Source organism: Neobacillus ginsengisoli, from assembly GCF_030813055.1.
The window spans coordinates 38,875-52,190 of sequence record NZ_JAUSTW010000017.1 but is presented as its reverse complement, the minus strand read 5'-3'; the positions used below and the strand labels follow the sequence as shown (position 1 = coordinate 52,190).

The window sequence follows — 13,316 nt, the reverse complement described above, 5'->3', positions numbered from 1 at the left end:
ATAAAAGTTACGTTGGCTCAGCTTCACTTTCATACGAAAGATTCACTGATAGTTATTGTTTGTTTACACGATTTTGTTTGTTTAGTTTTCAAAGAGCGATTTAACCCGTCGCCCAAAAGCGACTTTTTAATCTTACCAAGTTATCAACTGAAAGTCAATAACTTTTTTATTTTCTTTTTTCATTTCGTTGTTATTTCGCAACAACAGATATTAATATACCACCATTAATCATAAGGCGCAATAGCTATTTATGCTTTTTATACATAAAATTTAAAGTAAAAATATTCGAACTCTTCTGTATGGGGGTACAAAAAAGCACCGATGAAATCGGCGCTTTTTAAATAGACTATCAACGATGACGCATTAACGGGAATAATAGTACATCTCTAATAGACGGAGAGTTAGTTAATAACATTACCAATCGGTCAATACCGATTCCTAAACCGCCGGTAGGCGGCATACCATACTCTAAGGCTTCTACGAAGTCTTCATCCATCATGTGGGCTTCGTCATTTCCTTGTTCTCTTTCTTTGAGCTGTGCTTCGAAACGTTCTCTTTGATCAATTGGATCATTTAACTCTGTAAATGCATTAGCATGCTCACGGGCAACGATAAATAATTCAAAGCGATCCGTGAATCTTGGGTCTTCATCATTTTTCTTCGCAAGAGGTGAAATCTCAACAGGATGACCGTAGATAAATGTTGGTTGAATGAGCTTCTCCTCTACCTTTTGCTCGAAGAATTCATTAACAATATGACCGTAAAGCATATGGTCGTTTATTTCTACATCATGTGCTTTTGCATGTTCACGCGCTTCTTCAACGCTCATCTCTTTCCAAAAGTCTACACCCGTGTATTCTTTAATGGCATCTACCATATGAAGCCTTTTCCATTCCGGCTTTAGATCTACTTCATAGTCACCATATTGAACGGTTGTTGTGCCCAGCACTTCTTGTGCAATATGGGCAATTAGATTCTCAGTGAGGCTCATGATATCTCTATAATCAGCATAGGCTTCGTAAAGTTCAATCATTGTAAATTCCGGATTATGACGGGTTGAAACACCTTCATTTCGGAAAACACGACCAATTTCATATACTTTTTCAAGACCGCCAACAATTAAACGTTTTAAGTGTAATTCAATCGCGATACGCATAAATAACGGCATATCCAGTGCGTTGTGATGAGTAATAAACGGACGGGCAGAAGCACCGCCGGCAATAGCATGCATCATCGGTGTTTCCACTTCTAAATAGCCATGATCATCTAAATAACGGCGCATCGATTGAATTATAAGGCTTCGGGTAATAAAGGTGTTTTTACTTTCCCCGCTCATAATTAAATCCAAATAACGTTGACGGTACCGTTGTTCAACATCCTTAAGGCCATGAAATTTATCCGGTAATGGACGAAGCGCTTTTGTTAAAAACACAAAGTTATGGACTTTTACAGATAGTTCCCCCACCTTTGTTTTAAAAAGAACCCCCGATACGCCAATGATGTCTCCCAAATCAGCTGAATCAAACACCTCATACTGTTCTTCGCCAATGGCATCCTGTCTTACGTAAATTTGAATTTGACCTGTTAAATCTTGAATATGGGCAAAACCGGCCTTTCCTTTACCGCGCTTTGTCATAATACGTCCAGCCAGACTAACAGTTACGTTTTTTTCTTCAAGCTCTTCCTTTTCCAACTCACCGTATTGTTGGATCAATTCGTTTGTACTGTTTGATCGGTCAAAACGCTTTCCAAACGGATCAAGACCATTTTCACGCATTGTATTCATTTTTTCGCGTCTGACCCTTAATTGGTCATTTAATTCTTCCTGACTCATTCCAACTCAACTCCAATAATCTCTTAATATGTAATAACGCTAGAGCAAACCGCGATCACTTTTTTGCATACTTTATTATTTTACACAAACTTACGAGTTCAGACATCAAAAAAGTTCAAGATAGAATAAAAACTGCCAGTTATTCCACTGGCAGTTTCCTTCTTAAACAAAAATAGTATAAAAAAGTAAGCACAAAAAGTCAAATTCACCCTACAATCAATTGGCTTCTTTCCTGTTCTTCAGCATCTAGGACTAAACCATTTAATAGAGAAACTAAATCGTTGCGTGAATTACATTCATTGATGGCATTACGGGCTTTTCCGTTTCCTCGTACCCCTTTTAAATACCAAGCAGCATGTTTGCGCATTTCACGAACGGCAATATCCTCATTTTTCAAAGCAATTAAGCGATCTAAATGCAGGATACAAACATCAATTTTTTCCCGAACGGATGGCTCGTCCATCAATTTGCCTGTTTCCAGGTATTGAACGGTACGGTAGATCATCCATGGGTTTCCTAAGGCAGCCCTGCCAATCATAACACCATCAACGCCGGTTTCATCCAGCATTCTTTTCGCATCCTGCGGTGTTTGAACATCACCGTTTCCGATGAGTGGAATATTAATCGATTGTTTTACTTCACGAATAATGTCCCAGTTTGCTTTTCCTTCATACATTTGTACACGTGTGCGGCCATGAAGGGAAACTGCTTTCCCGCCGGCACGTTCAACCGCTTGGGCATTTTTAACAGCATAGATATGCTGTTCATCCCAACCTATCCGCATCTTCACAGTTACCGGCTTTTCAACTGCATCTACTACAGCTGAAACCATTTCATAAATTTTATCCGGATCAAGAAGCCACTTAGCCCCTGCATCACATTTGGTGATTTTCGGTACCGGGCACCCCATATTAATATCAATTATATCCGCATTTGTATTTTGATCGACAAATCGGGCCGCTTCTACAAGCGTTTCTTTTTCACCGCCAAAAATTTGCAAACTGAGCGGTTTTTCACGCTCGTCAATATAAAGCATATTCATTGTTTTTTCATTTTTACAAACGATCCCTTTATCACTGACCATTTCAGCACAAACAAGACCTGCTCCAAACTCTTTTACCGTTAACCGAAACGCAGAGTTACAAACACCGGCCATCGGTGCAAGGACGACCGGGTTCTTCATCTCAATATCACCGATTTTTAACATGAAACAACCTCCTTCATTATTCCTTAGGCTCTAATTCTTCTATACTAACCTTTAAGGACCGTGCTATTTTTTCTATAAAATCAACTGCAGGCAAACGGTTTCCTCTCTCAATCTCTCCTAAAATTGAAACCGATACACCTAGTTCCTTCGAAAAGCTTTCCTGTGTGAAACCCTTTAGCTTCCGATAGGCTCGAATACGTCTTCCCCATTTTTCCGCTTCCATATTCGGACTCCTTCTTTATTAGGTAATTCATTTAAGTATGATTCAAAAGGTTTTTCCATTTCCGGAATAAGAACGTCATTGCGAATCTCCAACAGTGGAATCATGACGAAAGCTCTCTCCAGCATCCGAGGATGCGGAACTGTAAGCTTCTCTGTTTCAATATTTTCTTGGTTATAAAGGAGAATGTCAAGGTCTATTGTTCTGGGACCCCACTTTATTTCCCTTTTTCTCCCAAGTTCCAGTTCCGTTTTTAAACAGATATCTAATAATTCCTGAGCGCTATACTCGGTGTTTATCTCAATTACCATATTTAAAAATAAATCCTGTTCCTCATAGCCGACAGGATCTGTTTCATAAACAGAGGAATAATTTACAAGTTGAATCCCAGGGTAATCAATTAAACGCCTAATTGCATTCACTAAATAATCATAACGGATTCCCATATTTGAGCCAAGGGCAATAAATGCTGAATTTCCCATTATTATCTACTCCTTGTAATTTCTACTGCAACAGACTTGTAATGACCCGGTATAGGCGGGTCCGGTTTAATTACCATTACCGTGACCTCCTTAACAGCAGGGAATTCCTGCAATACAGAACCTGCTATTTTTTCAGCAACGGCTTCGACTAGCCTTTTGGGTTTTCCCTCTACAATCTCTTTGCATAACTGAAAAAGTTCACCGTAATTAACTGAGTATAGTAATTCATCAGTATCCCCTGCTTTTTTCAAATCCAAGGAAACCGTTAAATCAACACTAAAACGTTGTCCTAGTCGATTCTCTTCAGGAAATACACCGTGATATCCGTAAAATTCCATCCTATTTACATATATTTTATCCAATGATATCACCTTTTCCCATCAAGGCATCCATCATTCTTGCCATTCTGCTCATTTCCTTAATATCATGGACCCTGATTATCTGACACCCTTTTTGAATGCCATAACAAATGGTTGCACCCGTTCCTTCCGTTCTTTCGCTAACAGGGAGATCTAAAGCCTGTCCAATCACCGTTTTTTTCGAAGTCCCCAAAAGGACCGGATAACCAATCATTGTAAGCTTATCTAAGTTCTGCATCATTTGAATATTTTCTTGATAGTCTTTAGCAAAACCGATACCCGGGTCCAAAATAATATTATGATCCCTCACTCCGGCATTTTTTACGATCGTGATGCTTTCATACAGATCATTGAAAACATCTCTTATAAATAAGGAGTAGTTTCGATCATGGCGGTTATGCATTAAGATAATCGGGACATCATACTCCGCTGCAACCTGCGCCATTTTATCATCGGCTTTAGCCCCCCATACATCATTTATGATATGGGCTCCTGCTTCAATTGCTTGTTTGGCCACCTCTGCTTTATATGTATCAATGGAAATCGGTATCTGTACCTGTTTGGAAATGGCTTTAATAATCGGAATCACCCTGCCGAGTTCATCCTCCAAAGAAACAGCCGCAAAACCGGGCCGAGTTGATTCACCGCCAATATCAATAATATCAGCTCCATTTTCCACCATCTCTATGGCATGTTTAACAGCTATGTCAACCTCATTAAATTTGCCGCCATCTGAAAATGAATCAGGTGTTGCATTTAAGATTCCCATGACAATCGTCTTTTTCCCATAGTCTAAGGTAAATGGGCCACATTGTATCGTTTGTTCATAAGCTGCTTTCATCCCTTATCCCTCCTATGCCGTACTAGTTTTCCTTTTTTATCATACATGAAGTTTATATTGGTTTCATTTTTTATGCAAAAAAAAGAGACGTTGGCCAAATCACCAGCCGCCTCTCTTTGTGTTTTATTCAACATCATATTGGTAAAGCGGTGTGCTTAAATAGCGTTCACCGTTATCAGGAATGATCGCTAACACTTTTTTACCTTTTCCTAGTTCCTTTGCAACTTTTAAAGCGGCAGCAACCGCTGCTCCTGAAGAAATTCCGCCTAGAATACCTTCTTCTCTTGCTGCACGGCGTGAAGCTTCAAACGCTTCTTCCGTTCCAATTTGGATGATTTCATCATATATGCTTGTATTTAGAGTATCAGGAACAAATCCTGCACCAAGTCCTTGAAGCTTATGCGGGCCCGGTTTTCCCCCTGAAAGAACCGGAGAATCCTTTGGCTCAACAGCGTAAATTTTTACATTTGGATATTTTTCACGAAGAACGGTGCCTGCACCTGAAATAGTACCGCCAGTACCGATACCGGAAACAAATGCATCAAGTTGATCCATTTGTTCAGCAATTTCTCTTCCGGTTGTACGTCTATGTACCTCTGGATTTGCTTCGTTCTTAAATTGCTGCGGCAAGAAATAACCATGTTCCTTTACAAGCTCTTCCGCTTTGGCAATTGCACCTTTCATACCTTCCGGTCCCGGAGTTAATACAAGCTCAGCTCCATAGGCACGAAGAAGGTTACGTCTTTCTAAACTCATTGTTTCAGGCATTACAAAAACGGCTTTGTAACCTTTTGCTGCAGCAATCATCGCAAGGCCGATACCGGTGTTTCCGCTTGTAGGCTCAATAATGGTATCTATACCGGGCTTAATTAATCCTTTTTCTTCTGCAGCTTCAATCATTGCTAATGCAATACGGTCTTTAACACTGCTGCCTGGATTAAAATATTCAAGTTTTAAATAAACCTCAGCACTGTTTTCATCTACTAATCTGTTTAATTTAACAATTGGAGTTTGGCCGACTAAATCGGCAACTGAATTTGCAACACGAACCATTAAGAGCACCCCTATTCCGAGTAATTTGATTGGATTTATATTATTAAATTTACCAGTTTCATACTCAGTTTGTCAATCATTTAACCCGAACTTTTTTGAAAATTTTTAATATAGAAAAGCGGAAGCGCCCGTTTTGCGACGATGGACTGGAGCGCTTCGACTGAGATAAAGTCAACACGAATCGCGTTTTTGGCTTTTTCGTGTTGACTTATCGTAGGGAGAAGAGCGAAGTACACTAGTCGCTGGGCGCTGAAGCTGGACAATTCTCAAAGACAAATATTATACATTCTTATATTTTAAAAAGCACAGAAAATTTATTTCTGTGCTTCTTTGTTTCCATAAAACCAATCGACCTTCGCTTCATCCCAAAAGGTGCTTGCAGATTCGGGTGTTTTCATTTGTTCAAGGGCAATTTGGCGGCGAATTTGCTCTTTCACCTCATCAAACGAATATTTTTTTCCGTTCATTTTTCCGACAAGCTTTAGAACGGCATATCCTTTATCAACCTTAATCGGGTCACTGTACGCCCCATCCTTTAACGTCTTTGCTGTATTGATATATTCGGAAGGATAGCGGTCATCATCACCACTAATATAACCAATATCGCCGCCTTCATTAGCAGAAAACTCATCGACAGAGCGTTCCATAGCCATGGCGGAAAAACTTGAGCCTTGAGATAACTCTTTAATCGCCTTAGTTGCTTCCTCATTTGTTTTAACAATGATTTGTGCTAAATGATATGCGGTTGGTACATTGAATTGTTCTTTATTTTTATCATAATAACTTTTTAGTTCTTTATCGGAGATATCCACATCTTTTGTCAATAATTCTTCTAAAAGCAGGCTATTGCGAATTTGTTCTTTCCAATTCTTTTCATCAGCGCTTTTATTCTGGGTGGAAGAATTATAGTTTGTTTGAAGCATCCTGAATTCCCGTTCAACATCCTGGTCAGATACTTTTATATTATATTTCACGGCCATTTCTTTAATTACTTTTTGGTCAATCATTTCTTTTAAAACATCTTTTCCATACCTGTCTGCTAATTCATTAAGCCAATCTTGTCTTGAAATTGTGCTTTTCCCCACCGTGGCTACAGTCTCTTCACCTCCGCCTGCCCCGGATACCTTATTTTCTTTTGATAGAAAAAAGGCAACCGTTAGACAATTGAGCATAGAAAGAGCTACGATTATAAGCCAAAGCTGCTTTCTCCTCAACTTCTCCTCCCCCCATATAAATTTTTATCTGGCTTCTACTTTTAATTGTTCTAATTCTTCCTTTGAAAAATGGTATTTTTCATTACAAAAATGACAATGCGCCTCTGCCTGTCCATCTTCTTTAATCATATCGTCAATTTCAGTAACACCTAAACTGACAATGGCATCTGAAAAACGTTCTTTTGAACAATTACATTCAAAGCGAACCGGCATCGTTTCAAGGATCTTCACATGATCCTTGCCAAAGAGCTCTTCTAAAATCTCTTCAGGAGTTAATCCCTTTTCAACTAACTTAGAAATCGGGGGAATCGTTTTTAACCGTTCTTCCAACTTACTAATCGTTTCTTCCTTTGTACCGGGCATTAATTGAAAAATAAATCCTCCTGCAGCCAAAATACTATCATCAGGATTTACCAGAACGCCCACACCGACAGAAGAAGGCAGTTGCTCAGATGTAGCAAAATAATAAGTAAAGTCTTCCCCCAGTTCACCAGAAACAATAGGAACCTGACCGGAGAAGAAGTCGCGGAGCCCCACATCCTTTACAACTGACATGGTACCCGACGTTCCAACTGCACGGCGGACATCAAGTTTTCCGTGCTCATTTGATTCAAAATCAATTTGAGGATTCGTGACATAGCCGCGGACCTCGCCTTTCGCGTTACTATCAACCAAAATCACACCAATAGGACCGCCGCCATCTATTTTTACGGTTAATTTATCTTCACCTTTAAGCATTGCCCCCATCATAACCCCTGCAGTCATCGCGCGGCCAAGCGCAGCAGAAGCAGTACGCCATGTTTGATGACGGCGCTGCGCCTCTGAAACTGTTTCAGTCGTACGAACCGCATATGCCCTAATATTCCCGTCATACGCAAGAGCCTTTACCAAATAATCATTCATTGTCAAACTCCTTTCCAGCTGTTATTTCTTATCTGTCAGGCACGAGGCACGCCTTACACATTTCTTATCATATCCATGTTTCGTTTATAGATAAGCTGCAGCCCTTTTAAAGTTAAATAAGGATCTACAACGTCAATAATTGTAGACTCTTGGGCAATCAAAGCGGATAACCCTCCTGTAGCGATTACTGTTGGCTTTTTCACACTTTGATCCATCATTCGCTTTACGATACCTTCCACTTGGCCAACATAACCATAGACAATACCTGCTTGCATTGCCGAAACAGTATTTTTCCCAATTACACTCTCTGGCCTGGCAATTTCAATTCTTGGCAATTTTGCTGCTCGTGAGTATAGGGCTTCCGTTGAAATACTTACACCTGGAGCAATTGCACCGCCCATATATTGACTTTGTTCATTAATATAGCAATAGGTCGTAGCTGTGCCAAAATCTACAATAATAAGGGGACTCCCGTATTCATTAATAGCGGCAACAGCATTTACGATACGGTCTGCACCCACTTCTCTTGGGTTTTCATACTTAATATTTAACCCTGTTTTAATTCCCGGTCCAACAACGAGAGGCTTAATATGGAAATATTTATGGCACATTCTTTCTAAGGCAAACATAATTGGCGGAACGACAGAAGAAATAATAATACCTTCAATATCTGAAAACAATAGGCCTGAATGATCAAACAACGATTTAATGATCATTCCAAACTCATCTTCTGTTCGATTTCGATGCGTTTCAACTCGCCAGTGATATTTAAGTTCATCACCTTTATAGACACCTAAAACAATATTTGTATTACCTACATCAAATACAAAAATCAAATCGATCACTCACTTTTCAGGATTTCTTTCTCCACACTGCCAACATCATAACATAAATACAAATTAACATGAAAAAAAGAGGGCTTCAATAGAAGCACTCTTTTTAAATCATACTTTTATTCACGGTCAGAAGGAGGAAGATCCGATTTTTCTAAATCAACTCTCTCATCTTCTTTTTTAGTGTTGATATTAACCTTTACATCGTCAATTTTTTTAGGGCCGATTTGTACGCTTTCGAGAGCAACTGAACTATCCGGCATATGACCGTGGTCTACCAAATATTTGATTTGCTCAGCAACAAGAGTTTCAACTTCAAGAAGAGTTTTGGCAATAAGATCTAATTTATCACGATTTTCAGTAAGGATCTTTCTCGCTCTCTCATAACACTCTTTTATAATCCGTTGAATTTCAAGGTCGATTTCGTAGGCAATCGCATCTGAATAATTTTGTTCATTATGAATGTCACGCCCTAAGAAAACCTGACCTTGTGCTTGACCGAACTGCAATGGACCAAGTTTATCACTCATTCCATATTCGGTAACCATTTTGCGGGCAATTCCAGTAGCGCGTTGGAAATCATTATGCGCTCCGGTACTTACTTCTCCAAAAACAATCTCTTCTGCCACTCGTCCGCCTAATAAACCGACAATTTTATCAAGCAACTCAGGTTTCGTCATAAAGTAGCGGTCTTCCCGAGGAAGCATGACGGCATATCCGCCTGCCTGGCCGCGTGGAACGATCGTAACTTTGTGGACCATGTCCGCTTCATCGAGGACTAAACCAATCACGGTATGGCCACCTTCATGGAATGCCACAATATTGCGTTCTTTTTCAGAAATAACTCTGCTCTTTTTCGCAGGGCCGGCAATTACCCTGTCTGTTGCTTCATCAATATCTTCCATATCGATTTTCTTCTTACTTGAACGAGCTGCAACCAGTGCAGCCTCATTCAATAGATTTTCCAAGTCCGCACCTGAAAATCCAGGTGTCCTCATAGCAATATTCTTTAAGTTAACAGAGTCATCTAACGGTTTATTACGAGCATGTACCTTTAGTACTGCCTCACGGCCAATAACATCCGGCCGGTCAACGGTAATTTGACGGTCAAAACGTCCCGGACGCAATAATGCAGGGTCCAAAATATCGGCACGGTTTGTTGCTGCAACGATAATAATCCCTTCATTTGCGCCAAACCCATCCATTTCAACCAACAATTGATTCAACGTTTGTTCACGCTCGTCATGTCCGCCGCCCAGTCCTGCACCACGCTGACGACCGACAGCATCAATTTCATCGATAAAGATAATACATGGAGCATTTTTCTTTGCATTTTCAAATAAATCACGGACACGGGATGCACCGACCCCGACGAACATTTCAACGAAATCAGATCCGCTTATTGAAAAGAAAGGAACGCCTGCTTCACCTGCTGTTGCTCGGGCAAGAAGCGTTTTACCTGTACCCGGAGGACCTACAAGAAGTACTCCTTTTGGAATACGGGCACCAAGTTCAGCAAATTTGCGCGGGTCTTTTAAAAACTCTACCACTTCTACTAATTCCTGCTTTTCTTCATCTGCACCGGCTACATCTCTAAAACGAACCTTTTTCTTATCATCGTTATAAAGCTTCGCTTTGCTTTTACCAAAATTCATAACCCGGCTTCCGCCGCCTTGAGCTTGGTTTAATAAGAAGAAGAATAATATAAAAATAATCACAAACGGAATAATCGATGTGAAGAAGGTAACCCAACCGCTTGTTTCTTTCGCCGGTAAAACTTCAACGTCTTTTCCGGCTTGATCAATCCGGTCAAGAATTTTTTCACTGTTTGGAATATAAGTTAAGAAATTTTTATTTGTCCCATCCTTTAATTCACCCCGAACCTCATAAACACCGCGTTCAGGCTGCATGGAAAATGACTGTACTTCACCCTTTTCCAAATAGGAAACAAACTTGTCATACGTGATATTATTGGTTGTCTGATTGGTTCCATTGAAGAAACTGACAACACCTATAATGACTAAAAATATCAATAAATAAAAGATGGTATTACGGAAAATCCGATTCATCTCTTACCTCCTCCCACGGATAAACAAACTATATTAAATAGTATCATAGAAAATCATGCCAATTCAAGGAATTACACTTATTAACAAGTCTTTAAAGACTTTAGGCAAACGGAGAAAAAAATCCTTCTATTTAGGTATTGCTTAAAGACTGTCGCTATATACTTCAGGTTTTAAAACACCAATATATGGAAGGTTTCGATATTTTTCAGCATAATCCAATCCGTATCCAACAACGAACTCATCCGGCACGATAAAACCAACATAATCAGCTTTAATAAGGCTCTTTCTTCCAGTCGGCTTATCAAGCAATGTGACAATCTTGATTGATTTAGCTTTCCGATAACGGAAGAGATCGACTAAATAACTGAGAGTTAAACCACTGTCGATAATATCTTCGATGATTAAAATGTCTCTTCCTTCTACTGAAGTATCCAAGTCCTTAAGAATTTTTACTTCTCCAGTAGAAACAGTCGAATTGCCGTAACTGGATACATCCATAAAGTCCATTTCCAGAGAGCAATCCATTCGTTTTAATAAATCAGCCATAAAAGGCATTGCACCTTTTAAAACGCCAATTGCAAGCGGGAAGCGTTCTTTATACTCTTCTGTAAGTTGATGCCCTAAATCCCGAATCTTCGCTTGAAGCTCGTCTTCCGTAAATAATACCTTTTCGATATCCTGTTTCATTTTAATTGTGCCCCCTAGAAGATCATTACTTATCATATGTGAGTAGTATATATTGTTTTGCTTTGTAATCTATTCCTTCTAATGAAGATTTTTTTAATCCCGGAAGCCAAAGAATCGTTCCTTCCGCGTCTGTAATCACAGGCCATGTATCCCGGTCCCGGATTGAGACTTTGCGATCAATAAAGATATCTTTTAATTTCCGCGTGCCTGACATTCCTTTTAAAGTCATTCGATCCCCTATTTTCCTGGTACGGATAATAAAAGGCATCTTGATTTTATCTACATGGAATAATGCAAACACAAGGTTTGTCTCTGTAAATTCCCTATCGATAAAACTCATCTTAATTCTTCCGCCGCACGGTAACTCAATCGTTCCAGGCTCATGTACTTCAAAATGATAGGTTTGATCATTTACCGAGTCAAATTGGAAGGACATATTCAGATAGGATCGAATGATGTGTAAACCATGCGGTAAATCAAGTTTCCCTGAAGGATGTGAATTCTGCATTAATGATAAAACTTGATCAATATGTATAGCTGAAAGGGAACCTGGTTTTTCATTGTAAAGATATTTTAATATTAGTTGAATACCTCTCCTTTGTAAAGGTATAGGCACTATAGAAAAACGTTTAACGTCAATGGTAATTTTGTTCTTTTCCCTTTTTGTCATTACTGTATTCATTTGTTGGACAGTTAATTCCTGCAGAAACGTTTCATCACTTTGCAATTCTTCACTAAACCGTTGAAAATGTTCATGAACATGTCGATTTTCAAGCTTCAAAAAGGGAAGTACTTCTTTTCGGAATCGATTCCTGCTATACGTGCTTTTCATATTACTGGGATCCAGCCTCGGTGTGAGACCCTGCTCTTTACAATACTCCTCGATTTCTGCTTTCGTTAAATTTAAAAAGGGGCGAAATATGATTCCCTTATGAAAAGCACGCGTAAATGGAATTCCTGCTCTTGCTTTACCCGAGCTTCCCCTGGTCATCCGCATTAGCATCGTTTCCATTTGATCATCACCATGGTGCCCAAGAGCTAGATACGGATAATTATACTTTTCCATGATTTTCGCATAAAATTCATATCTCGCTTCTCTTGCTGCAATTTGCGAACTGTTTCCCGTTTGTTTTATCAGCTCGGGGACATTAATCCGTACCATTTCAAAGGGAATGGTGTATTGTTCACAATAATGCTTTACAAACAATGCATCCTCAAAGGATTCCCGGCCACGGAACATATGGTCCACATGTGCCACAACGATGGACAGGTTTCTCACTTCTTTTTGTCCTTTTAGGTAATGAAGCAAGGCAAGAGAATCAGGTCCCCCCGAAACACCGACAACCATTTTTAAATTTTCCAATTTGAATGAGTGGCGGTTAAGAAAAGCCTCTACCTTCGTTTCCAACATATTGTACGCTTCCTTAAAAACAATAATTTTTACTAAAAAATATAGAATACCAATAGCTTACCACTTTTATAAATAAACTATCAAAAACAAAGGCTTGTTTCCCGGTACAAAAAATGATTTTTGAATCTTGCAATTTTTAGAAAACCATTTTTTCCAATATTACTTCCTTTTTATACGATTAAATTTCATAATGGTTTCAAAAA

At 39.3% G+C, this 13,316-nt stretch carries 13 protein-coding genes; all 13 read right to left on the bottom strand.

The annotated features are described in order from the left end of the window. Positions 1-349 precede the first annotated feature (349 nt). The gene (lysS, locus tag J2S10_RS26580) at positions 350-1,834 is read right to left on the bottom strand and encodes a lysine--tRNA ligase (protein ID WP_307414099.1); all 1,485 of its coding nucleotides are present in this window, start codon (positions 1,832-1,834) and stop codon (positions 350-352) included. A 205-nt stretch (positions 1,835-2,039) separates the two neighbouring features. Further along, positions 2,040-3,041 carry a tRNA dihydrouridine synthase DusB gene (dusB, locus tag J2S10_RS26575; protein WP_307414097.1) on the bottom strand — a complete coding sequence of 334 codons (1,002 nt, stop codon included), beginning with the start codon at positions 3,039-3,041 and terminating at the stop codon, positions 2,040-2,042. A gap of 16 nt (positions 3,042-3,057) precedes the next feature. Beyond that, a complete protein-coding gene (locus tag J2S10_RS26570; RefSeq protein WP_307414095.1) occupies positions 3,058-3,264 on the bottom strand; it encodes a helix-turn-helix domain-containing protein in 207 nt (68 codons plus the stop codon). Continuing rightward, entirely contained in the window at positions 3,216-3,743 is a 528-nt protein-coding gene (folK, locus tag J2S10_RS26565; RefSeq protein ID WP_307414093.1) for a 2-amino-4-hydroxy-6-hydroxymethyldihydropteridine diphosphokinase, read from the bottom strand. The genes J2S10_RS26570 and folK overlap by 49 nt, the downstream gene beginning before the upstream one ends. A 2-nt stretch (positions 3,744-3,745) precedes the next feature. Beyond that, positions 3,746-4,105: a dihydroneopterin aldolase gene (folB, locus tag J2S10_RS26560; RefSeq protein ID WP_307414092.1), complete on the bottom strand. Its 360-nt coding sequence runs from the start codon at positions 4,103-4,105 to the stop codon at positions 3,746-3,748. Continuing rightward, positions 4,098-4,943: a dihydropteroate synthase gene (folP, locus tag J2S10_RS26555; protein WP_307414090.1), complete on the bottom strand. Its 846-nt coding sequence runs from the start codon at positions 4,941-4,943 to the stop codon at positions 4,098-4,100. The genes folB and folP overlap by 8 nt, the downstream gene beginning before the upstream one ends. A 123-nt stretch (positions 4,944-5,066) precedes the next feature. Further along, positions 5,067-5,996: a cysteine synthase A gene (gene cysK / locus J2S10_RS26550; RefSeq protein WP_307414088.1), complete on the bottom strand. Its 930-nt coding sequence runs from the start codon at positions 5,994-5,996 to the stop codon at positions 5,067-5,069. A gap of 314 nt (positions 5,997-6,310) precedes the next feature. Then, a complete protein-coding gene (locus J2S10_RS26545) occupies positions 6,311-7,210 on the bottom strand; it encodes a peptidyl-prolyl cis-trans isomerase (RefSeq protein WP_307414086.1) in 900 nt (299 codons plus the stop codon). Between the two features lie 24 nt (positions 7,211-7,234). After that, entirely contained in the window at positions 7,235-8,113 is an 879-nt protein-coding gene (hslO, locus tag J2S10_RS26540; RefSeq protein WP_307414085.1) for an Hsp33 family molecular chaperone HslO, read from the bottom strand. A gap of 53 nt (positions 8,114-8,166) precedes the next feature. Next, positions 8,167-8,949, bottom strand: a complete 783-nt coding sequence (locus J2S10_RS26535; RefSeq protein ID WP_307414083.1) for a type III pantothenate kinase — start codon at positions 8,947-8,949, stop codon at positions 8,167-8,169. Between the two features lie 116 nt (positions 8,950-9,065). Continuing rightward, on the bottom strand, positions 9,066-11,015 hold the full coding sequence (gene ftsH, locus J2S10_RS26530; protein ID WP_307414081.1) for an ATP-dependent zinc metalloprotease FtsH: 1,950 nt from the start codon (positions 11,013-11,015) through the stop codon (positions 9,066-9,068). A gap of 141 nt (positions 11,016-11,156) precedes the next feature. Beyond that, positions 11,157-11,702: a hypoxanthine phosphoribosyltransferase gene (gene hpt, locus J2S10_RS26525; protein ID WP_307414079.1), complete on the bottom strand. Its 546-nt coding sequence runs from the start codon at positions 11,700-11,702 to the stop codon at positions 11,157-11,159. A 25-nt stretch (positions 11,703-11,727) separates the two neighbouring features. Further along, on the bottom strand, positions 11,728-13,113 hold the full coding sequence (tilS, locus tag J2S10_RS26520; RefSeq protein WP_307414077.1) for a tRNA lysidine(34) synthetase TilS: 1,386 nt from the start codon (positions 13,111-13,113) through the stop codon (positions 11,728-11,730). Positions 13,114-13,316 lie beyond the last annotated feature (203 nt).

Excerpts from the sequence above, each read along its gene's own strand:
- hpt (WP_307414079.1), bottom strand. The coding sequence starts at position 11,702 with ATGAAACAGGATATCGAAAAGGTATTATTTACGGAAGACGAGCTTCAA.
- folK (WP_307414093.1), bottom strand. The coding sequence starts at position 3,743 with ATGGGAAATTCAGCATTTATTGCCCTTGGCTCAAATATGGGAATCCGT.
- ftsH (WP_307414081.1), bottom strand. The coding sequence starts at position 11,015 with ATGAATCGGATTTTCCGTAATACCATCTTTTATTTATTGATATTTTTA.
- folP (WP_307414090.1), bottom strand. The coding sequence starts at position 4,943 with ATGAAAGCAGCTTATGAACAAACGATACAATGTGGCCCATTTACCTTA.
- cysK (WP_307414088.1), bottom strand. The coding sequence starts at position 5,996 with ATGGTTCGTGTTGCAAATTCAGTTGCCGATTTAGTCGGCCAAACTCCA.
- dusB (WP_307414097.1), bottom strand. The coding sequence starts at position 3,041 with ATGTTAAAAATCGGTGATATTGAGATGAAGAACCCGGTCGTCCTTGCA.
- J2S10_RS26570 (WP_307414095.1), bottom strand. The coding sequence starts at position 3,264 with ATGGAAGCGGAAAAATGGGGAAGACGTATTCGAGCCTATCGGAAGCTA.
- tilS (WP_307414077.1), bottom strand. The coding sequence starts at position 13,113 with ATGTTGGAAACGAAGGTAGAGGCTTTTCTTAACCGCCACTCATTCAAA.
- hslO (WP_307414085.1), bottom strand. The coding sequence starts at position 8,113 with ATGAATGATTATTTGGTAAAGGCTCTTGCGTATGACGGGAATATTAGG.
- lysS (WP_307414099.1), bottom strand. The coding sequence starts at position 1,834 with ATGAGTCAGGAAGAATTAAATGACCAATTAAGGGTCAGACGCGAAAAA.